General features: G+C 46.3%; 25 protein-coding genes. 15 read left to right on the top strand and 10 right to left on the bottom strand.

Translation table 11 applies throughout. The annotated features are described in order from the left end of the window. Positions 1-37 precede the first annotated feature (37 nt). From AC2Q9J_RS11865 to AC2Q9J_RS11855, 3 genes are all read left to right on the top strand, one after another. Positions 38-847 (top strand): SDR family oxidoreductase, encoded by an 810-nt coding sequence (locus tag AC2Q9J_RS11865; RefSeq protein WP_499040144.1) that lies wholly within the window; start codon positions 38-40, stop codon positions 845-847. 108 nt (positions 848-955) lie between these two features. After that, positions 956-2,038: an MBL fold metallo-hydrolase gene (locus AC2Q9J_RS11860; protein WP_499040142.1), complete on the top strand. Its 1,083-nt coding sequence runs from the start codon at positions 956-958 to the stop codon at positions 2,036-2,038. A gap of 4 nt (positions 2,039-2,042) precedes the next feature. Then, a complete protein-coding gene (locus tag AC2Q9J_RS11855; protein WP_499040140.1) occupies positions 2,043-2,303 on the top strand; it encodes a DUF3006 family protein in 261 nt (86 codons plus the stop codon). Between the two features lie 45 nt (positions 2,304-2,348). Here AC2Q9J_RS11855 and AC2Q9J_RS11850 read toward each other — a convergent pair whose 3' ends face one another. The 3 genes from AC2Q9J_RS11850 to AC2Q9J_RS11840 form a co-directional block, all read right to left on the bottom strand. Then, the gene (locus AC2Q9J_RS11850) at positions 2,349-2,651 is read right to left on the bottom strand and encodes a DUF3219 family protein (RefSeq protein WP_499040139.1); all 303 of its coding nucleotides are present in this window, start codon (positions 2,649-2,651) and stop codon (positions 2,349-2,351) included. 86 nt (positions 2,652-2,737) lie between these two features. Further along, complete coding sequence (locus AC2Q9J_RS11845; RefSeq protein WP_499040138.1) at positions 2,738-3,799, bottom strand: YkvI family membrane protein; 1,062 nt, start codon at positions 3,797-3,799, stop codon at positions 2,738-2,740. Positions 3,800-3,994: 195 nt separating this feature from the next. Beyond that, a complete protein-coding gene (locus AC2Q9J_RS11840) occupies positions 3,995-4,321 on the bottom strand; it encodes a YflT domain-containing protein (protein WP_499040136.1) in 327 nt (108 codons plus the stop codon). A 121-nt stretch (positions 4,322-4,442) separates the two neighbouring features. Between AC2Q9J_RS11840 and AC2Q9J_RS11835 the strand changes: the two genes are divergently transcribed. From AC2Q9J_RS11835 to AC2Q9J_RS11815, 5 genes are all read left to right on the top strand, one after another. Further along, a complete protein-coding gene (locus AC2Q9J_RS11835) occupies positions 4,443-5,177 on the top strand; it encodes an MBL fold metallo-hydrolase (protein ID WP_499040135.1) in 735 nt (244 codons plus the stop codon). A gap of 127 nt (positions 5,178-5,304) precedes the next feature. Continuing rightward, positions 5,305-6,291 carry a cation diffusion facilitator family transporter gene (locus AC2Q9J_RS11830; protein ID WP_499040133.1) on the top strand — a complete coding sequence of 329 codons (987 nt, stop codon included), beginning with the start codon at positions 5,305-5,307 and terminating at the stop codon, positions 6,289-6,291. 47 nt (positions 6,292-6,338) lie between these two features. Then, positions 6,339-6,983: an NAD(P)-dependent oxidoreductase gene (locus AC2Q9J_RS11825; protein ID WP_499040131.1), complete on the top strand. Its 645-nt coding sequence runs from the start codon at positions 6,339-6,341 to the stop codon at positions 6,981-6,983. Between the two features lie 133 nt (positions 6,984-7,116). Continuing rightward, a complete protein-coding gene (locus AC2Q9J_RS11820) occupies positions 7,117-7,380 on the top strand; it encodes a hypothetical protein (RefSeq protein WP_499040129.1) in 264 nt (87 codons plus the stop codon). A gap of 85 nt (positions 7,381-7,465) precedes the next feature. Then, on the top strand, positions 7,466-8,755 hold the full coding sequence (locus AC2Q9J_RS11815) for a purine/pyrimidine permease (protein ID WP_499040128.1): 1,290 nt from the start codon (positions 7,466-7,468) through the stop codon (positions 8,753-8,755). Between the two features lie 439 nt (positions 8,756-9,194). Here the strand turns inward: AC2Q9J_RS11815 and pepF are convergent, their stop codons facing one another. Beyond that, on the bottom strand, positions 9,195-11,006 hold the full coding sequence (gene pepF / locus AC2Q9J_RS11810) for an oligoendopeptidase F (protein WP_499040126.1): 1,812 nt from the start codon (positions 11,004-11,006) through the stop codon (positions 9,195-9,197). 471 nt (positions 11,007-11,477) lie between these two features. Between pepF and AC2Q9J_RS11805 the strand changes: the two genes are divergently transcribed. Beyond that, a complete protein-coding gene (locus tag AC2Q9J_RS11805) occupies positions 11,478-11,639 on the top strand; it encodes a hypothetical protein (RefSeq protein ID WP_499040124.1) in 162 nt (53 codons plus the stop codon). Here AC2Q9J_RS11805 and AC2Q9J_RS11800 read toward each other — a convergent pair. Then, a complete protein-coding gene (locus AC2Q9J_RS11800) occupies positions 11,636-11,833 on the bottom strand; it encodes a DUF2188 domain-containing protein (protein ID WP_499040122.1) in 198 nt (65 codons plus the stop codon). The two genes, AC2Q9J_RS11805 and AC2Q9J_RS11800, sit on opposite strands and share 4 nt — an antisense overlap. A gap of 176 nt (positions 11,834-12,009) precedes the next feature. Here AC2Q9J_RS11800 and AC2Q9J_RS11795 point away from each other — a divergent pair, with 176 nt between their 5' ends. From AC2Q9J_RS11795 to AC2Q9J_RS11785, 3 genes are all read left to right on the top strand, one after another. After that, the gene (locus tag AC2Q9J_RS11795) at positions 12,010-12,489 is read left to right on the top strand and encodes a PaaI family thioesterase (protein ID WP_499040119.1); all 480 of its coding nucleotides are present in this window, start codon (positions 12,010-12,012) and stop codon (positions 12,487-12,489) included. Between the two features lie 21 nt (positions 12,490-12,510). Beyond that, on the top strand, positions 12,511-12,855 hold the full coding sequence (locus AC2Q9J_RS11790) for a DnaJ family domain-containing protein (protein WP_499040116.1): 345 nt from the start codon (positions 12,511-12,513) through the stop codon (positions 12,853-12,855). Positions 12,856-13,019: 164 nt separating this feature from the next. Beyond that, entirely contained in the window at positions 13,020-13,730 is a 711-nt protein-coding gene (locus tag AC2Q9J_RS11785) for a hypothetical protein (RefSeq protein WP_499040115.1), read from the top strand. A gap of 27 nt (positions 13,731-13,757) precedes the next feature. On the opposite strand, the gene yxiS is transcribed toward AC2Q9J_RS11785, so the two are convergent. After that, the gene (yxiS, locus tag AC2Q9J_RS11780; protein WP_499040113.1) at positions 13,758-14,054 is read right to left on the bottom strand and encodes a protein YxiS; all 297 of its coding nucleotides are present in this window, start codon (positions 14,052-14,054) and stop codon (positions 13,758-13,760) included. 127 nt (positions 14,055-14,181) lie between these two features. Between yxiS and AC2Q9J_RS11775 the strand changes: the two genes are divergently transcribed. Then, the gene (locus AC2Q9J_RS11775; protein ID WP_499040111.1) at positions 14,182-14,859 is read left to right on the top strand and encodes a hypothetical protein; all 678 of its coding nucleotides are present in this window, start codon (positions 14,182-14,184) and stop codon (positions 14,857-14,859) included. 373 nt (positions 14,860-15,232) lie between these two features. Here AC2Q9J_RS11775 and AC2Q9J_RS11770 read toward each other — a convergent pair whose 3' ends face one another. Both AC2Q9J_RS11770 and AC2Q9J_RS11765 read right to left on the bottom strand, forming a co-directional pair. Beyond that, positions 15,233-16,480: an erythromycin esterase family protein gene (locus AC2Q9J_RS11770; protein ID WP_499040109.1), complete on the bottom strand. Its 1,248-nt coding sequence runs from the start codon at positions 16,478-16,480 to the stop codon at positions 15,233-15,235. Between the two features lie 86 nt (positions 16,481-16,566). Beyond that, positions 16,567-16,836: a GNAT family N-acetyltransferase gene (locus AC2Q9J_RS11765; protein ID WP_499040108.1), complete on the bottom strand. Its 270-nt coding sequence runs from the start codon at positions 16,834-16,836 to the stop codon at positions 16,567-16,569. Positions 16,837-16,951: 115 nt separating this feature from the next. Here AC2Q9J_RS11765 and AC2Q9J_RS11760 point away from each other — a divergent pair, with 115 nt between their 5' ends. Continuing rightward, positions 16,952-17,881, top strand: coding sequence for a catalase family peroxidase (locus AC2Q9J_RS11760; RefSeq protein ID WP_499040106.1), 930 nt, complete (start codon positions 16,952-16,954; stop codon positions 17,879-17,881). Positions 17,882-18,157: 276 nt separating this feature from the next. On the opposite strand, the gene AC2Q9J_RS11755 is transcribed toward AC2Q9J_RS11760, so the two are convergent. Together AC2Q9J_RS11755 and AC2Q9J_RS11750 are read right to left on the bottom strand one after the other, a co-directional pair. Further along, positions 18,158-19,537, bottom strand: a complete 1,380-nt coding sequence (locus AC2Q9J_RS11755; RefSeq protein ID WP_499040104.1) for a Glu/Leu/Phe/Val family dehydrogenase — start codon at positions 19,535-19,537, stop codon at positions 18,158-18,160. 78 nt (positions 19,538-19,615) lie between these two features. Continuing rightward, complete coding sequence (locus AC2Q9J_RS11750; RefSeq protein WP_499040102.1) at positions 19,616-20,173, bottom strand: SLOG family protein; 558 nt, start codon at positions 20,171-20,173, stop codon at positions 19,616-19,618. A gap of 146 nt (positions 20,174-20,319) precedes the next feature. On the opposite strand from AC2Q9J_RS11750, the gene AC2Q9J_RS11745 reads away from it, so the two are divergent. Then, entirely contained in the window at positions 20,320-21,270 is a 951-nt protein-coding gene (locus tag AC2Q9J_RS11745; protein ID WP_499040099.1) for a threonine ammonia-lyase, read from the top strand. The last annotated feature ends 67 nt before the right edge of the window (positions 21,271-21,337 follow it).

The following is a 21,337-nucleotide window of genomic DNA, read 5'->3' as shown; positions in this document are numbered from 1 at the left end:
GAATTCAATCTCAAACGATCTAAGGAAAGGTGATCAGATGGCAGATAAATCATTCGACAATACAGATTTGGCTGATTATAAAGCAAGTGGCGCCCTTGAGGGGAAAGTGGCGATTATCACCGGTGCCAGCAGCGGCATCGGGCAGGCTGTAGCCATAGCCTACGCGAAAGAAGGCGCCAAAATTGTCATTGGCTATAAAGGCAATGAAGAAGGTGCCAATGCGACCCTGCAGGCAATTGAGAAATACGGCGGCGATGCAAAAGCGTTCCAAGGGGATTTGGGGAAATCGGCAGAATGCGAAAAGATTGTTCAATTTACGCTTGAAACCTATGGCCAAATTGATATCGTCGTCAATAATGCCGGCTATCAATATCCTCAAACTTCACCCTTGGATATAACGGATGAGCAGATGCTGAAGACTTTCGAAATCAAGGCTTTCGCGATGTTTTATTTGGTCAGAGCAGCATTGCCACACCTGAAAAGAGGATCGCGCATCATCAATACAGCTTCCATCAATGCTTACCGCGGCCATTCGGATTTGATCGATTATTCAGGCGCGAATGGCGCAATGGTGGCAATGACACGTTCTTTGGCCAGGCGACTTGTACGGGAAGAAATTGCTGTAAACGGTATCGCTCCAGGGCCGATCTGGACGCCTTTGATTACAAAGACATTCGGAGATTTAAACCCTAACGTAGCGGATGACTTTGGAGAAGATGTACCGGCAGGGCGACCAGGACAGCCTTTTGAACTGGTGAAAGCCTATGTATTTTTAGCGGACCCGCAAAATTCTTATATGACAGGACAGTTTCTCCATATGAACGGCGGAGATTATATGTCGACCTGATTCTTGATCCGCCGGAAATTTTCTTTCTGGCGGATTTCTCACGTTTTTTAATTTCTCCGAATTGAGGGCAGCTGTGATAAAATTCACTGTGAATAAGGGAGTGAGTTTTTGAAAAGGATTTTATTATTTATAATTGCGCTGCTGGGTCTTCTTGCGGGATGCCAGGAGACTGCGGCACCAAAGAAGCCGGCTGGACCCGGAGATGCGGTTAAAGAAACAATGGAGCCGGCATTAGCTGTGCATTATATCGATGTAGGGCAGGGAGACGCGACTTTGCTTGAATTTGAGGGACATGCGATCCTGATTGACGCCGGTCACTGGAAATCCACTCAGGCAGTCGATTACCTGAAGACAGCCGGCATAAAAGACATCGATATTGCTGTAGGTACGCATCCCGACGCCGATCACATCGGCCAGCTCGCCCAAATCATCGGGGAGTTCGAAGTGGATGAGGTATGGCTGCCCGGCAATCCAAGCACGTCCAATACCTATTTGAATGTTCTGCAGTCGATAGATGCAAGCGGAACCGATTATTATGAGCCGAGAGCCGGAGACATATTTGATGTCGGGAAAATGCGCATTGATGTTCTATACCCTGAACAGCTTACCGGCGCCGCCAATGAAGAATCGATTTCCATGAAATTGACGTATGGCGATATCCAATTTATTTTCACCGGTGACGCCGGGGTGGAAGAAGAGCAGCAGATGATCGACAACGGAACCGACTTGCGTGCGGAAATTCTTCACCTTGGCCATCATGGCTCGAATACATCTTCTAGCAGCGCTTTTCTGGAAGCTGTATCACCGGAAGTCGCAATCTACAGCGCTGGAGCAGATAATTCCTACGGCCATCCACACGCCGAAGTGCTGGCGGCTGTTGAAAATAATGGAGCTGAAGTTTACGGCACGGACGTCAATGGCACAATTATTATTGAAACGGATGGCACCTCCTATAATGTGGTTGCCAGCCGCACCGGGGTCCCGACTGAAGGGGAGAACCGATGCATCAATATCAATATCGCTTCCACCGCTGAACTCCAGCAGATTGCGGGTATCGGTGAAACGTATGCGAAAGAAATCATTCGTTTGCGGCCATTTGATACGATTGAAGATTTAGCGGACATAAAAGGCATCGGCCAAGCGACAGTGGAAGCTATTAAAGAGCAGAATCTGGCTTGTGTGGAGGAGTGATTACGTGAAAGGTTATTTGGACCGGATTGAAGACGGGGGAAGAGCAGTCATCCTGTTGGAGGAACAGGGTTTCGAAATTATTGTGGCGTTCAGAGAATTGCCAGATGGAAGCCGCATCGGCTCGTGGTTCCATATTTATGAGGAAGACGGCGATTTTTCCATCGTGCTGGATGAAGCTGAACGGCAACGTAAAGAACAATTGGCAAACAAAATGACCCGTAACTTAAGGATGAAAAGCCGGGGCAGTAACTATAAAAGAGACTAAGTTAAAAATGCCCTGGACCGATTGCGGTCCAGGGCATTGTAATTTTTAATTTCTTTTTTCAATCAGTTCAAGGTAATAATCCGCCACTTGCCCTTCTTGGTACAGGTCCGTTCGGTCAGTCGCGTAATTATGGATAGTGGCAGGGAACTCAAGGTCCAGATCCGGAACGCGTACCTGAAAATCATTTTTATATAGCAGGACGGCCACATCATGATATTCTTCGCTGTTCACTTTAAATGAAAAAGAAATCTTCGTTGCGCCATGTTCTGCATCTGAAATCCGTACCTGTTCGTTTTTAAAGTCAGTTGCCTTAATCTGTTTATCATCAATCCAAACGTTTGTCTCCACCAAAAAACCGCCTTTCCAAAATTCTTTAATTAGACTTTAACATGAAAAAACCGTCAAACCCTTATACAAGGATTTGACGGTTGGACTTATGCCATCGTTTTTTTATCGCGCGCGTAACGGATATTAGCCACAACAACTGTGACAACAAGGAATAGCCCCATGTATCCGATATACGGATAAAATCGGCTGACAAGTTCCGTGAATCCAATAAAACTCAATAGATAGGCGACTGTCACTGCAATGACGACAGTAATTTTGAAGCGGGTCGTGTTCTGTTCCGCAAAGCGGGCGGTGAACGAAAACAGCATACTGACTGCCGTATTGTAAATCATGGCAAACAGGATCAGCGAAATGAAGAAGCCAAGGAATGGTGAAATATCATTGGCTATCTGAAGCATCGGCATATCCGAGTTGCCGACTCTGTCGACAGCTGAGAAAATAGCCAAGTGGCTCAAGATGATCAATACACCAAGGCCCAGACCGCCGATCAATCCACCGCGAGCGGCGATTTTTTCATCTTTTTCGATTCCGCCCATGACGATTGCCATGGAAGCCCCAACGGCTATATTAAAAGAAACATAATTGACTGCTGAGTAAAACCAATTGGATAAAGCGGAATCCTGTTCTTTGGCAATCGGGTTCAGTTCAGCGAACGAAGCATCCATTGTCAGAAGGCTGTAAATGGCAAGACCGATAACCACCATGACTAAAAATGGCGTGATACTGCCGATAATGGCAATGATCTTCTGGATATTGAGCATGATCGTGCCCATGACGATCAAAGCCATCACGGTATTTCCAAGAACTGCCGGCAAACCGAATTGCTGGGAGAAGATTGAACCGGCTCCGGCAATCATTACAACTCCCACGCCGAATAATGTCAGGATAATGATGATATCCATGATGAAACCGCCGTATTTGCCGCCGATGCCATAGAGCGCATCTTTGTGCGAAGTGGTTTGCATGCGGCTGCCGAGTCTCGTCAGACTCATTCCCATATAGGCAAAAAGAGCAGTGGCCAATATAGCCGCTAAAATACCGAGATAACCAAAGCTTGTGAAATATTGAAGTATTTCCTGGCCGGATGCAAATCCTGCACCGACGATAATACCGATAAACGCGCTGCCGATTTTTAAACTTTTCTTCATGTTGTCCCCCTGGATGTGTACGAACTTGATTCTAAAACTTATGTAAATATAGCAAAAAAATCGTATTTTGACAAAATATATTTGAAAATTCTAGATTTTAAGTAGAGAAAACATTATTGTGAGAACATTTAAATATTTATTTAGAAAAGAAAAAAGGATGCCGGAAACCCGGCATCCTCTCATGAAATATAGAATTTAGTCGTTTTTGTTTGCGATAATGACCAGTTTGCCTTTATCGAGTTCTTCTTCATATTCTTCCGCTTCCTGTTTCGTAAGCCCGGCGCCTTCCATTTTCGCGCGCAGTTCATCGCCGCGCGAGCTGGTCATATTCTTCATGCTGTCAAGGAAGCCTTGCTCTTTCATGCCGACAGTTTCAGTATCAAGTGCATCCGTTACATCCTTTTGGCGTTTTTTATCATGCGCGAAGATGTAAATGTCGTCATGGTCGTATCCTTGTGATGCCAATTTGTCGATTTCTGCTTTTGCTTGGAGTGCGTTCTCAACTGTCATTTTAATAGTCAAAATAATCCCTCCTATTTTTTCTATCCACTTGTTCTTTACCACCCAGCCACCTTGCTTAAACAAGTGTGACCGTTCCTCTTGAGTTATACTAAAGAAAATTGCAATGTGAGGAGAGTTGATCATGGACATTACGACAATCGGGATTTGGGGCGGTTACCCAAATAAAAACGAAGCGACTTCTTCATTCTTAATCGAACAGGATGGTTTTCGCTGTTTAATCGACTGTGGCAGCGGAGTGCTGTCGGCGGTACAGAATTATACGGAATTGAGCGAGTTGGATGCTGTTATCATCACTCATTACCATCCGGATCACGTAGCGGATATTGGGGTTCTTCAGCATGCGGCGATGGTGGGAATGCAATTGAAGGAATGGAACACACCCCTGCCGATTTATGCGCATAACCGGGATGCCGCCGGTTTTGACAGTCTTTCTTATAAAGGGGTGACGGAAGGGCGTGAAATTCATGTTTCGGAGCCTATTCAAATCGGACCATGGGAAGTATCTTTCTGTGAAACGATCCATCCCGTTTACTGTCTGGCGTTGAAATTTACCGCGAACGGCAAGACGGCAGTTTTCACAGCCGATACAGCATGGAAAGAAGAACTGGTGGAATTTTCGGCAGGCGCGGACTTTATCGCTGCCGAATCGAATCTTTACGAAAAATACGTCGGAATCATCCAAGGCCATATGAGCGGACGCCAAGCAGGTGAACTAGCAGCCAGAGCAGAAGTGAAACAGATGGTGTTAACACATTTGCCGCAATACGGTGAACTTGAGGAAATTTTGGAATCTGCCAAAGAAACATTTTCCGGTTCAGTTGAATTTGCGGAAATCGGTAAGACATATCGGCTTTAATACTATAAAAGAGCTGGTGACTAGAGAATTTGCCCCTTTTGAAAAAAATTATGAATGAATAGGTGTTTTAATTTTCATTAATGGGAAGTTAGTAATATAGAAGTTATTGAAAGGAGCACGGTTTAATATGAGGGAATTATTCGGTTTGATGAAATTCGGGGCTAAATCAGCCTTATGGGCAGCAATTATAAATACGGTTCTTGGCATTATTAAAACAGCTGCCTACCTGATTACAGGAAATGTTGCCATGTTTGCTGAAATGATGCACAGTTTCGGTGACGCGGCCAACCAGTTTTTCGTATTTATCGGATCAGGGCTCAGTAAAAAGAGTCCGACGGAACGATTCCCTGGCGGATTTGGGCGACTCGTCAATCTTGTCTTGCTGGGAGCAGTACTGATTGTTGGAGTCCTTGCTTATGAAACGATTGTTGAAGGGATTCACCATATTCAATCCGGTGCACATTCCGAAGATTGGTTTTGGCTGAATGTCGGTGTTTTGGGCATAGCGATTATTCTTGAACTATTCGTTTTGCATAAAGCCATGAAAGAAATTACACACCACTTGCCGAAAGAACAAACCAAAGGCTTAAAAATTGTTCCCCTAGCTTTTAAGCATGTGAAATCCGCAAATCCTGCAACAAAGCTTGTTTTTCTTGAAGACCTTGTCGCAGTCAGTGGTGCGGTGCTCGCACTCATCGCTATTGTAATTGCTACATTTACACCATTCCACAGTGCGACAGGCTATGCGTCCGTTATTATCGGGCTTATGCTGATTGTAGTGGTAGGACGTATTTTCCTTGATAACTCCGCCGGCGTCCTTGGCGTTGCGGATTTGGATATGGAAGAACGCATGGGCAATGAAATCATGAAACATCCAAGAATCAATGATATTCAGGACATGGCCGTTATCCGTGAAGGCGATGATCTTCACGTTGAATTAAAAGTGGAAGTCGAACCGGATATGACGATCAAGGAAGCGGATGAAATCCGTGAATATATAGCGGCAGAAATCAATAAACGTGTTCCGAATGTGACAGATATCATTATCGAGTTTGACCAGGACGATGATATTGTCCACTGGAAAAAAATGACCACACAAAAACCGGTCGAATAAGCAATGGATTTTCAGCAAACCTTAGCGAAATAACTGGAGGGATTCTAATGAAAATCGGAATCATCGGCGCAACAGGAAAAGCTGGCAGCCTCATCATGAAGGAAGCGAAATCCAGAGGTCATAAAGTGACAGCGATTGTGCGAAATTCACAAAAACTCCCTGAGGGAGAAGACGCCTCGGTTTTGGAAAAGGATATTTTTGAACTTGATGCAAATGATTTGAAACAATTCGATGCTGTCGTCAACGCTTTCGGCGTGCCACCCGAAAAAGCGGAGCAGCATGTGGAAGCGGGACGGTCATTGATCAATGCACTCAAAGAAGCTAAAGATACGCGCCTATTGGTGGTCGGAGGGGCAGGCAGCCTGTTCGTCGATGAGGCAAAAACGACTCGATTGAATGAAACCCCGGAATTTCCGGAAGCCTTCAAAGCCATCGCGCTCAATCAATCCCAAAATCTTGCGGATCTTGAACAGGCCGAAGGAATCCAATGGACTTTCCTGAGTCCTGCAGCTTTTTTCGATCCTGAAGGCAAGCGCACAGGCAAGTACCAGATCGGTGAAGATGCTTTTCTCGTCAACCGGAAAGGCAAAAGTTACATCAGTTACAAGGATTACGCAATTGCGCTGGTCGATGAAATTGAAAACGGCTGGCATATCAATAAACGCTTTACCGTAGTTGCGGAAAGTGAATGAAACTATGAAGCAGCCATCGGTATGGATAGCCGGTGGCTGTTTTTCTTCACTAAACGTTCACCTTCATTTCTTCATACTGTAAGTGAATCATGTATAATAAATTGAAACTTGAAGATAAAGGTGGGTAAGCACGATGGATTTTCTATACTTTCCAGAAGATAAATCAGAGTACATCCCGGGTATCATTTCCGTAATTGTTATCTTCATTCTCTCAATGCTGATTATCTGGTTGCTGATCAGAGCTTCGAAGAAACAAGTTCAGAATTTGGAAGATCAGGGGTATTCCGTTAATTATGATATGAAAAACAGCGATGATCCGCTGTCTATAGAAGATAAGCCGGAACAGGATGAAGTGGAACGTACTTCTGAAAACGATAACGGCAAAAAGGGGTCCTGACAAAATTCAGGACTTCTTTTTGTTGGGGGAAAACAGGTGTATACTGATACCGCATGATTATATTTAACGAATTGGAGATTTACTTATGATAAAGAATCTGTTTGGCGGCCTGCAATGGGCCGTATTCCTATTAGCGTCGTCCATTGCCGCACCGATTGCCATCGCCAGCGTATTTGGAATGGATACGGCGGATACAGCATTATTCGTCCAGAGAACCGTCTTTGTTCTCGGTGTGGCGGTTTTGCTGCAGGCATTCATCGGCCATAAAATGCCGATCAACGAAGGGCCGGCCGGATTGTGGTGGGGCATCTACATCGTATATGCGGGCCTAATTGGTTCGCTTTACGCCACTGCTGAAAATGCGCTGCAGGCACTGCAGAGCGGCATGCTTTACAGTGGTGTGCTGTTCATCATTTTCGCCTATACCGGTCTGGTGAGTAAAATGCGCCGGCTGTTCACCCCGACAATCACATTTGTTTATTTATTGTTATTGGTACTGCAAATCAGCGAATCGATCATGTCGGGCCTATTTGGCATCACGACGCCGGGGGAACCCGTCGATCTCGTCGTCTTCTTGGCGGGAGTAGCGGTCGTTGTCGCCACTTTCTACTTCATGGGCAATAAAATCCCGTGGGTCAACCGGTATTCTGTGCTGTTTGCGATTGCTGCAGGCTGGCTCTTGTTCTTCCTAATCGGCAAAACGGAATCAGTGCCCTTCGATTCAGACACTTTCATCTCGCTGCCGAAGATGCTGGTATTCGGTCCCCTCGTTTGGGACAGCGGCATGTTCGTCACGTCATTGTTCTTAACGTTATTGTTAATCGCCAATATGATGGCGTCGATGCGGGTCATGGAGTATCTATTGAAAAATGAATTCGGCATCCATCAGCCGGACCGGGTCAAACAAGGTTCCGTCGCGTCTGGATTGAATCACATCATTGCCGGATTGTTCTCTTCCATCGGACCTGTGCCGATCTCAGGTGCAGCCGGATTTGTCAGCGCGACACGGACGCCGTCCTTGAAACCGTTCATCTTCGGCGGCTTTCTGGTAGTCGCAATCAGCTTGTTCCCGAATATCATGGCGCTGCTCGCTGCCTTGCCGGCGCCAGTCGCCTATGCGGTAATCTTCGCGATTTTCACGAAGATGGTGGAAATGGCGTTCAAGGAATTGGAAGAGGAAGCCGACCGCATGCAGGCCTATAAAGTTTCTGCTTTCGGCTTGATGATCGGTGTCGGCATCATGTTCGTGCCGCAGGAAAGCATGGCGGAACTGCCTGGCGTGATTGCCTCGACTCTATCAAACGGTTTGATCACAGGAACCATCATAGCGATCATTCTTGAGCAGGCATTGATTTGGAGAAAGAACAGAAGATAAGAAAAAAGCGTGCCGCATCGGTGAGATGCGGCACGCTTTTAGCTTGTTAAAAAATAAAACCGATATTACGCAAAACAGCTTCGCTTTCCTTGGGGCTCGCACTGAGCTAACTCGGTCTCGGTCCCCTTCGCCCGAGTGGATCTCAGCACTTCGCTCGAACCAGAGTTGGAAAGCCAACTCCGGTTCTGTTCCTCTGGGAGTCTTCGCTGTTTTGCTCCATATCTCAGAATCGCTTTCTACAAAGAAGTAGCTTAACTATTTTTGTTTTCTGAGAAAAAATATTGACGTGTTTCTACAGATGTAAAATGTAGCAGCAGGCAGCTCCCTGCGGAACGCGTCCGCCTGCAGCGAAATGATTAAAGAAGTTGATGTTTCTCGACAGACTGAAAGCGTGCAGATCAGAAAGATACGGCACGCTTTTTATATAATCAAAAATCTTTTATTCGCCTTCGATTTCTTCAGTCAATTTCTCCAGCTCATTGATCAATTCGCCGATGTAGGCGATTGTATCACGTAATGGTTGGTCGGTTGTGATGTCGATGCCAGCCATTTTGGACAGCTCGACCGGCGATTTGGTTCCGCCGGCTTTCAGCACTTCCAGCCATTCGTCGACAGCAGGCTGGCCTTCTTCAAGGATGCGTTTCGATACTTGTGTTGAAATGGTCAAGCCGGCGCTGTACGTGTAAGGGTACAAGCCCATATAGTAATGGGGCTGGCGCATCCAGGTAAGCTCGGCGCCGTCATTGATTTCCACAGTGTCGCCCCAGAATTCTTCGAGAACCCCGCGTTTCAAATTGTTAAGGATTCCGGCATTGACGCTTTGCCCCGCATCGATGCGCTCATAAACTTTACGCTGATAAGCAGCTTCAAGAAGATGCGTCACGAAATTGTGGTAATACGTGCGTGCCACAATCGATGAAATCACCCAGCGTTTGAATTTCGGATCTTTCGAATTCTCAAGCAGGTGGTTGGCCATCAGCATTTCATTCATCGTGGAAGGGGCTTCGATAAAGTAAAGCGATGGACGCGCGTTGAAAATGTTCTGCGCGCGGTTGGCGTTATAGAAATGTCCGGCATGGCCAAGTTCATGCGCCAGCACAAACACTTCGTTCATGCGGCCGGTCCAGGAAATCAGGATATACGGGTGGTTGCCGTAAGGGCTCGAACAGAAAGCGCCAGTCGACTTGCCTTTGTTCTGCGCGAAATCGATCCAGCGTTCCGAGTAAGAACGTTCGATCATTTCAAGATAATCTTCGCCCATGATGCCAAGCGCGTCGTTGATATATTTCTTCGATTCTTCCACTGTGATTTCCGGTTCGTAAGTCGGATCCAGCGAAATCTTCAAATCGGCAAAAGTCATTTTCTCGAGACCATGCGCTTTTTGCAGCAATTTCGCGTACTTGCGCATATGCGGCGCTAATTCGCTGGTGATCAAATCGATTTGGCGATTATACAGCGAACGGTCCACTTCCTGATTGAACAGCAGGTAGTCGAAGATGGAATCATAGCCGCGCAGATCGGAAGTCGTTTTTTCCGACTGCAGCTGCATATCGTATGTCTTTGCGGTAGTATGCTGATAATCTTTCAACTTCTTCGAAAATGCATCAAAAGCGGCGCGGCGCTTGGCTGTATCCGTTTCCGCTTCCCAGTCGCCTTCAAAAGACACGTAACTTAACGGATAGCTTTTGCCGTCCACTTCAAAATCGTCAAACGACATATCTACCATTTTCGTTGTGTTATAGAGGCCGTATGGCGCGTTGAACGTCGATGAATAAGCGGCAAGCGTCTTTTCCACTTCCGGATGCAATTGATACTGCTTTTTGCGGATCAATTTCTCTAAATACACTTTGAATTCTTCGGATTCCTGCATCGCCTGCTCCAGCGTTTCTTCCGGCAATGCCAGCAATTCGCTGGTGACGAACGACAGCTTGCTGTTTACTTTAGCTGCTGCTGAACCGAATTTACTGGACAGCATCTGAGCTTCGTCATCGGTTTGGTCTGTACTGATTTTAAGGCTTGCGTATGTACCTACCGGAACAAATTTTTCATTTATTTCAGCGTAAGCTTTCAATAATTTATTTACTGCAGCTGCATCTTTGGTATTTCCTTTATAAGTTGAGGCGAATTCATCCACTTCTTTTTCGAGGGCAGAAAGTGCTTCGTGAAAAGCTTCATCTGATGCGAATAAAGACTGCAGATCCCATGTTTCATCAATGCTGACTTCTGAACGTGCGGGCATACTCTTGACCATTTATCTCGCTCCTTTTATTACGGTTATCGAACTATTCCAAGTATAGCGGGCAAGCGGAAAAAAGTAAAAACTATTTATCAAATAAATTAAAAAATTCTTATAAATGGGGTTTAAAAATTATTTGAAGGTGGTATTTAGATAATACAAGGCGGAACCACCGTAGGGAGAAACGAGTAAACAGTTTAGTAGTTTACAATCGCCTCCAGACGAGGACATGCACAGCCTTGGCGGAAAATTTGCTTTACTGACGATTGTGATCTCGTCGGGTACCAAGTTTGTAAAGTTTTCTGAAGAGAAAGTGTTTCAGACGAAGTTTGGTAAGTTTTTTGTGTAAGTGCAACTGAATATCTGACTGCAGAACATCGGATTCGCTGAGAGGTAGATGCGACGAAAATCTAAAGATGCAGACAGTACAAGAAGCTGTATTGACGAGATAGGAACATTCGTCAACCTTTATAAGAATGTAGAAGTATGATCGACAAATTTTCCGCGTGCGCAAACTTCTCCGAGAGTGGAGAAGCTGCAACAAGGGAAGCGCAGCCTGATGAAAAGGGCTGCGCTTTTCTGTTTGCCCAATTTCATCAAAAAAAGCGGACCGCTCAGGCGATCCGCTTTTTTCTCATTTTCCTTTAATACTCTCGTTCTTCTTCTACATTATGATCTTTATCCAGAATCTGAAGTTTGCTCGGTGTATTGTCTTTAGCGAGTTCTTCAGCAGCGGCAATCGCTCCGTCTTTGCTTGGGAATGACTCGGTCGGAGCCACGTCCTCCAGTTTGACGATCCACCGCGTTGCGTCCTGGTCAGGTGCTACACTATAACATTTCATACGTATCAAACTCCTTTCTGATCTCTATTTTTGTTTTCCCGCCCTATATAGATTTAAACAAATCACTGTGCCAATGAAATTCAGAATAGTTCGTTCTTTATTTGTTGTTTATGCTAAAATTGAGGTAATATCTTACAAAAATAATTGAAAATATCTCAAGAAAAGAGGAGAAGAGAATGAGTGAAACAACGATTACAGCAATTCAGGATGAATACGCGGAAGAATTTGCGCAATGTTATGGGTGCGGACGTTTGAATGAAGACGGACATCATTTCCGGACAATGTGGCAAGGAGACAAAACATATACCGAATATGAACCAGGCAGTGAACATACAGCCATTCCGGGATTTGTTTATGGCGGCGTCATCGCTTCACTTATCGATTGCCACGGCACAGGCTCGGCTTCATTGGCATTGCATAGAAAAAACGGTTTTGAACCAGGCAATGGAGAAGAGCCGCCGCGCTTTGTTACGGCCTCGCTGCATGTCGATTATTTGAAGCCGACTCCGCAGGGCGTCACATTAAAAGCGGTAGGTGAAGTGGAAGAAATCCATCCGAAAAAATTCAAAGTGAATATAGAAGTTACAGCTGAAGGGGCAGTTTGTGCAACAGGTACGGTAGTTGCGGTAGTCATGCCTTCATCATTCGGAAAATAATTCTCTAAGGGGCTGGGGGAAATGGCGGAAGAAAAACAGGAAATTCGCACGGATCTAATCGGGGAAATTTTAAGGGAATACGAGAAGACCGGTGGAATGGATAACTTACCTGGCGCTGGCAAACCGTTGCCTGCGGAATATTTTTCGGGGGATCTTTTTCAGCATTTCCAACGCATCGCAAATGAACAGGGATATAAACCGCATTGGCTGAAATTGCAGCATGAAATTCGCGGTCAGATTCAGGAGGCACTTGGGAAGCTGGAAGCCGGTAAGAAAAGGACCTTCCTCTTAGGATTGCAAGAATCAACGAGAAAATCCATGAATTCAATAAATCCTGTCCGCCGCCCTTGCAAAAAGGCTCCGTAACGCTTGAAAATATCAGCAGAATGGCAAGCCGGTGGGAATAGCGCTATAACAAAAACGGATCCAGACATGTTTGGAGTCCGTTTTTTGGTTTAACAGCGCTTGGATTAGGGAATTTTTCACATGAGTCTATTTAGAAGGAAGCAGAAAGGGAGGGGTGAGCAATAATGGAGAAAAAAGATGAAACTACAGAGTTTAACAAAACACCGGAACCAGAAGAAGTGAAAGAGCCAACTACAGAGCCAGTGCCGGAAGTGACAGAACCTCCAGTAGAAGAACCAACGGTGGAAGCGGAACCAACACCTGAACCGGTTCCAGAAGTGGCAGAAACTCCGGTTGAGCCAACGCCGGAAGTGGAAGAAGAGCCAGGTGAACCAGATCCGAAAGTGACAGGAGCTGAGGCTGTATCACCGCCGGCCACTGAAGAAACCGTTGCGGAACCCGTGACGGAACCAGCAAAAACGCCAGTTGAATCGGATTCGGTCGTAGAAGAGACGCAGGCTGAACCTGCACCGGTTGTGGAAGAAACTCCTGTTGAGCCAGCGCCGCCAGTAGAAGAAAAAACGGTGGAGCCGGCAGTGGAACCGAAACAGCAGCCAACACCAGAACCAGCAGAAATTCAAACTGAACCTGTGGCAGCAATTAAAGAACCAGTTGAAAAAGCAGAGGAAAAACCAAAGAAATCAGCGAAAAAAGAAAAAGCCGCTGCTGAACCAGAACCAGTGGAGGAAACTCCTGAAGAACCGGCTGAAGAAGAGAATAATGAAACAAGCCGGTTCAGCAAAATTTACAGCAATGTAGCTTCGAACCGTTATGAAAACCTTCGCACTAGCTATATCGAGAACAAAGCGAAAGAGCTGCGGAAAAAACGGAAATAAAAAGCGAACGCTATGTTACGCTTTTCTTTATTTACGTTCCAATTTTTCAATTTCCTCGGAGGCGACAAAGGCAAGGTCGTCATTTCCGAACAATTGCAGCACGTCAAGAAGCGTTTCGTTGCTGATTTCAAATTCGGATGGATCCGCTTCTTCAACAGCGCGGACCAGCGCTTCATTTTTCGATTGGGCAGGATAAGCTCTTTCATAAAGCTGAACCGGATCCAGGTCGTTCTGGAGTGACCAGGTTACAAACAGCTGGATCATTGTCGCTTCATCCTGTTGGTATTTTTTTATGATCCATTCGTCGCGATTTTCAAATTCCATACTTATCAGCTCCTTATTAGCAATCTTAACCTTAAATAATCAAAGAATATAGATGGATGCTTGGACTTCCATCAAAAAATCCTCTAGAATTTAACGCAAGACGCATGAGAGTATCGGAGGGAAAAAGATGAAATTAATTCAAGTAAGAAAAGGGCAATTCGTCTACTACAATAATGAATTGCATAAGGTCTATTCGGTCAAGCCTTTGGCCAAGAAATCCGTTCACATGTTCCGGATCAAAGATATGGAACAAGTGGATTGCAAAGCGGATGAAGTATCATTGTACAAGCCGCAGCATCTCGATTCATTCCTATTCTTCGGGAGCCGTTACACGCTTCGCGATGATATTGCGCCGGAAGAAGGCGGCTACATCCTGATCAGCAAACCGGATCCGGATTATATGGACCATTATTCTCTGAATGAATTCGAGAAAGTGGAGTCGGTGGAAGGCAAGAATGTAGTGACGACCAGACAAAACACCGTGAAATTCAGAGAGTTTTTCGTCATGGAACCGGGAGAGGCACAAGGCAGCAAAGACATCGCTTATTTCGATAAGTCGAAAGTTGACGCCAGCCAGCTGGAAGCGGACAAAGAATTGATCGAGAAAATCCGTGAACGCGATGCGATCCGTCCATCCATCGGTGACGTCTATCTGAACTTGGATGACGCTTCGACTGCAATGGTAGTGGCAATTTCAAGCGAGGACGTTACGCTCGGCAATGGTGACCGCCTGACATTCCACGAACTGTACAAAGCGGATAACTGGAATTTCCTCTATAACGTGGTTGACGGCGAGTTCCGTTGATTCATATTGAATAATGCACTTTAATAAAGCCAGCTAAGGGACGAGTCCTTAGTTGGCTTTTTGTATTCGAGAACTAGTTGATTTCTCACCGCCTGTCGCTAAATTTTGAATCCGTTTTGAATTACTTTATCTACTTTTGTTTAATACAGATTTACAGAGATATCCTTATAGAAAGTGATCTGAGATATGAAGCACAACAGCGAAGACTCCCAAGGGAATAGAACCGGAGTTGGCTTTCCAACTCCGGTTCGAGCGAAGTGTTGAGATCCACTCGGGCGAAGTGCAACGAGTCCGAGTTAGCTCAGCGCAAGCCCCCAGGAAAGCGAAGCTGTTTTGCGTAATATCGGTTTCAATAGCTTTATATTTTTGCTTTCTACAACGGCTTCAACGCCTGTGTGCGGTCGAAAAACAGGAACGCGTCGTAGCGCTGCGACATCATGGACGGCACGTAATTGCCGTACGCTTCGTGTTCCGGATTGTAAACGACGCCGACTGCCCGGTGTCCGATCCAGCGATCGAACAGACGGCGGTTGCTGTCATCGAAAAGCAGCAATTTATCATGCGCGCCAGTCCGGTGCAGCAATTCTTCCCATGAATTCTTGGTAGCCGGCGGCAGCACCATTTCTTCATACGGCGCTTCCCACGCTTCCGCTGCAATGACAGTGCCTTCGTATGACCCGAAACCGATGGCGAAGACATCTTCAGGCGGATTCTGCTCGCGCAGCAATTGCCCGACATTGACCATCTTGTCGTCTTTCATATCCGTCGCCCGTGCATCGCCGATATGGGTGTTATGTTCCCAGATGATGATGCGGGCATCTGGGCCGTGATACTTGCGCAATTCATTGACCGCCTCCACCATATGCTGATCGCGGATGTTCCAGGAATCCGCGCCGCTTCTGACCATGGCCCGGTAATATTCTTCCGCGTTCTTCGCAACCAGTGAATTGACCTGGAGATTCAGGTCGGCTTCTTCTTCATTTGCATAATTCTCCGCGTTGCTCCGAATGGCGGTCAACAGCTGCGTTACTTCATCGATGCAGCCTTCCGAAAAAGTCGCATACGAAATGGCGTATTTCTCCGGTTCCCGGTTGCTCGGATCGAAACAGGAAAATGCCTGCTTCGCGAGCTCCACATCTCCGCCTTCAGGGTCCACATCATTCAAATACTGAATCACTTCTTCCATCGACTCCCAAAGGCTGTATACATCGATTCCATAAAAGCCGGTCTTTTGATCCTCCGAAGCGTTATAACCCTTCAGCCAATCAATAAAATCGGCGATCTCTTCATTGGCCCACATCCACGTTGGCCAGCGGGTAAACGCTTGTTTAAGAAGATTTCGAGCAGTCTCGTCCTCTTCAGCAAAATTATTGATGTAGCGGTGTACTTGATAAGCGGACGGCCAGTCACCTTCCACGGCAATAAGCGAAAATCCCTTTTCCTGAATCAACCGTTTTGAAAGTTCGGCACGCCAGCGATAATATTCCGAGGTTCCGTGAGTGGCCTCACCCAGCAGGACGATTTTGGCGTCGCCGACCGCTTCCAGTAATGGATCCAAATCATTCATTCCGTTGACGGGCAGGGCAAATCGGCGGATTGCTTCTTCCAGTGTAAGGTCCATGACTGCACTTCCTTTCAAAATGAACGGATATCAAAATGGCGGGGGCAGAAAAAAGCATACCCGCGAAACGGATATGCTTTTTAGCATTAATTCTTTAGAACATCCTGGAATTCCGGGTTCTTTTCAATGACACCGCGCGCAAATGAACATTGTGCATCGATGGTTTTGCCTTCATTACGTGCATATTGCACCACTTCGCTCACCAATTGTTTGCCGACGCCCTGGCCGGAAAGTTCCGGTGAAACTTCTGTATGCGTCACTGTCAGCACATCGCCATCGGGCGTATATTCGAGTGAACCCAATTCCTCTGAGTCTCTTTCAACATAGAATTTATTGTTGCCGTGTTTAACATCCATTGTATTGCCTCCTTTTTCATTTATATAGATGTATTCCCGTTATCTTTAAAAGTATTCAATAGCGGGTATGGAAAGGCAGGATTGTAATTTAAATACGGCAGGATGAGGTGATTGGATGGCGAAGGAAGAGCTGGCTGAAACTGCGGTCAATAAAATCGAGAAAATATTTGGGGAGCATAAGACTTTTAGACGCGCACATTCAAGAGGTACAGGATATGAAGCCATATTCACAGCAAACGGCGAAGGGAAGAAATGGACCGTCGCGCCACATCTCCGGGAAGGATCGACCAAAGCTGTGGTGCGATTTTCGCATAGTTCTCCTGATCCTTTTTGGACGGATAATTTATCACCGGTAAAAGGAATGGCCGTGCAATTCCAGTTGCCGGACGGGCAAGTGATGAACAGCGTCGGCGTGACGTCACCGATATTCTTTTCGCGCACTCCGGAAGTATTTACGGAAATGCTGGATATCGCGAAATCGTTTAAAAAGGGCAAGCCCCGGCTGCGGGATCTCATCACATTGTTCATCAAGTATCCCGAAAGCCGAGCGGCAATCCGCATCATACGAAAAATGCAGAGCCCGGCGAGTTTCGCGACGGGTCTCTACCATTCCATTCACGCATTTTACCTGGTTAACGGCACCGGCCAGCGCGTACCCGTCAAATTTGAGTGGCAGCCGGAAGCGGGCGTGGAGTCGTTGACGCCGGTGGAGGCTGCGTCTGTGGAAAAAGGAGATTTTGAGAAAGAGCTTGAAGAACGCGTGGTTCGAGGAGAGACGGCTTTTCGTCTGATGGCGGTGATCGGAGAGGCGGATGATCCCGTAGATGACCCGACGAAAGACTGGGCTAAAGATAGAAAGAAAGTTGAACTGGGGCGCCTGGTGCTGAAAGAAAAGACTGACGAAGCGGAAGGGTTGCTGTTTGATCCAACTATCCTGGCAGAAGGCGTCGAATGTACGGATGATCCCATCCTGCATTTTCGCAACCCGGCATATGCTATTTCCTATATGCGGAGGGAAGGGGAGAAACAGGCGAAACGCAGCTGAAAAGGCGGCATTTATTGCTTGCCGATCATAAATGGCGCGAGCCGATCACAAAAAGCTAATTGGTCAAAAATGAACCTTTTTTACTCTTCATTTGGGTAGTTTATTCGTTACTGCAATGGACTTTTCAAAAAATCTCTTCTTCAAAGCCTGCACTTTTGAGGAAATGAAGAAATTTAGGCCCTCAAAAGTGAAGAATCAACTCTTTCTCGACAAAAAAAGCTGAAGCCCAATGGGACTTCAGCTTTTCTAATGTTAACGGGCGCCTCCGCTTTTATATCAATAAAGTTTCCCTTGTCTGTAAAGAACTTCAGATAAGCGCGATACTGAATGGATGTAGCAATTTTGGCGGAGCGGGAAAGGATCTCCGTAGAATTGCGGCAGGATCATATCGAACGTTTTCTTCATTTGGGCGACAAGTTTTTGATAAATCTCTTCTTCTGTATCGTAGCGGGTTTCGCGGCCCTGCAGCCATTCGAAATATGACACGATTACCCCGCCGGCATTCGCCAGGATATCAGGGATGATTACGACGCCTTTATCGCTTAAGTAATTATCCGCTTCTTGTGTTGTCGGCGCGTTTGCACCTTCAACAATAATCCGCGCCTTGATGTCTTCCATATTGCCTTCGTGCAGCTGGTTCTCCAGCGCCGCCAGGAATAACACATCCACATCAAGTGTGAGAAGTTCATCGCGTCCGCGAATTTCGGCTTTTGCTCCGGCTTCAGTCAATTGTTCTTCAGTTGTCGGAAGATCGCCTTTATTTTTCGTGGAGAAAGCGATCAACGCCGGGATATTCAATCCTTCTTCATTATATAAAGTTACGTTGCGGTCACTGACAGCAACAACGGTGTTGTCGACCAATGGACATTTATAGGCTTCATGCGCCGTTACGGAACCAACGTTACCGAATCCTTGCACGGCCACTTTCAGTGGACGGTGAGCCATTTCCAAAGTGGTCTTAGCGAAGACATTGTCCGTTGAAGACAATAGTTCTTCTTTTTCCTTCAGGAAATCGTGGATCATGTAACGGAATGAAAAATAGACGCCTTTACCGGTCGCCTCACGTCTGCCTTTGGAGCCGCCGTTTACCACTGATTTACCCGTGAAACTGCCTAGATAAGGGGTGCCATGATGGATTTTCTTGTATTCCGCCGTCATCCAATCCATTTCACGTTCTCCTGATCCGACATCCGGTGCCGGAATATCTTTATCCGGTCCGATGACGTCAGCAAAATAACGGACGTATTTTCGCGAAATCGCATTTAATTCCTTCACGGAATAATTACGCGGATTGATGACGATACCGCCTTTGCCTCCGCCGAACGGGACGTTATGCAGGGCATTCTTCAAGGTCATCAGAAAAGCCAGGTTCATGACTTCTTCTTCGTTAACCGATTCGTGAAAACGGATTCCGCCTTTATAAGGTCCCAGTGCATCATTATGCTGTACGCGGAATGACGGGATTCGCACGACTTTTCCATTATCCAAGGGAACGCGCAAATAGGATTTATGGACTTTGTTCGGTGTAGACAGGATGGAACTGAGTGAAGTGAAAGCTTGCTGTCTCATGTCTTCAGTCAGCTCCGGCAAAAAACTTTCATCTTGCATTAGCGCATCGAGTGAAGATTGGATTATTGCATTTGTCGGTTCTTCCATTTTGCTGCACCTCCGAAATTAGTATCTCCTTTCTCCATACCCTGTCCGTATTGAAATATGCACAGGAGATTTCCGGTTTTATTCCCAGCTGTCATACTGCTCTTCTTCCGTAACTACGCGCAGATCATCGGCTGTGATGAGCATGACTTGATAATCATTCTTTTCAGCATATTGCTCCGCTTCTTTTTTAATAAATTTCGGTGAGCCGTCCGTCTCTTCATCGTACATAATCAGAATGCCGTCCGAATTCCGCAGGAAAAACTTATTTTTTTCGATAAATTGCCAAGGAGCTTCGTAGGGACGGTTCGTCAGGCTCCGGTGAAAATCCGCCTGGCGAACGATTTCTTTGTATTTCTCTTGATTTGTTTCATTCCATTTGTTTTCCTGTTCCAAAAATGGCGTGAGAAGCGCGAACTTCAATTGAGGAAATTCTTCTTTCATCTCAATGGCGACTTCTGCCGCCCAGGTCTCGACTCCCAGCTGCCCGCTGACCAGAATCCATTCCAAGCCTTCGTCAATCAAAGCGCGAAAGCGGTTTTCCAGCGCTTTCTTTATAAAGCGCACGCCAGGATTTTTATCGTCGAAAATCCCCAGCTCGTGCTGTTTGTATCCGGTGACCACCAATCGTTTCAACAAAATCCTCACCTCGTAATCGTTAAATTTTCATAGTCTCAGTTTACCGCACTCCCACTTCCTTTAATACTCTGACCAAAGGTAATGAATTATTGACAGAATAATCAATCGGATTGTGTTAAAATTTCCTCCATAAAGGAGTGAAGCCGATGGTTAATTTACGTGATATCGAAAATGCCCGCGAAAAAATTAAAGGTATTGTCCACGAGACACCGCTGCTGGTATCGGAATTATTGAATGCACAAGCAGACAGACAAATTTTTCTGAAGGCTGAACATTTGCAGAAAACAGGTTCGTTTAAAATCAGGGGAGCAGCGAATGCCATAAAACGGGCAGCACAGGACGGCGCAAAATTCATCACCGCGGCTTCATCCGGAAATCACGGGCAGGCTGTCGCTTATATCGCTGGGAAGCTCGGGATTCCGGCTGTCATAGTAGTTCCGGAAGACGCAAACCGTGCAAAAGTGGCGGCGATCGAAGCGTACGGCGGACAAGTGGAATATTGCGGTCTCACTTCCGCTGATCGTATACCACGCGCAAAGGAATTGGCTGAAGAAAACGATGGCGTTTACATCCCGCCTTATGATCATCTGGATATTATCGCGGGACAGGGTACAGTCGGCCTCGAAATCTTGGAGCAATTACCCGACGTCGATGTTATCGTAGTGCCGGTGGGCGGGGGAGGATTGATCAGCGGGATTTTGACGGCCGTAAAAGAAAGCAAGCCGAATGTCAGAATCATCGGCGTCGAGCCGGAAAGCGGCAACGACACATTTCTTTCACTCGAGGCTGGAAGAATCACGGCAACGTCAGGCAGCCAATCCATCGCGGACGGGCTGCGCACCTCGCAACCGGGTGAACTGACATTTCCGATCTTGCAAAAATACATCGACGGCATCGTGCTCGTCACTGAAGAAGAAATAAAATACGCAATGCAATTTTTCATTGAACGCACAAAACAACTTATTGAACCGTCAGCGGCTGCAGCCGTCGCAGCCGTCCTCACGGGCAAAGCGGGTGAGCAAAACGAAAAAATCGCCGTCGTCCTCTCAGGCGGAAATATCGACTTGCTGGAACTTCGGATCTGCCTCCCCGATTAGACGTTTAACTGCGTATATGCGGGGAAAAGAAATATATAAACAAAATTTATCGATGACTAAAGGAGAG

This window comes from Planococcus sp. RAB007_Raresut (assembly GCF_057369535.1).
Note: the sequence above shows the minus strand (reverse complement) of the source record. Positions and strands in the feature narration are given on the sequence as shown.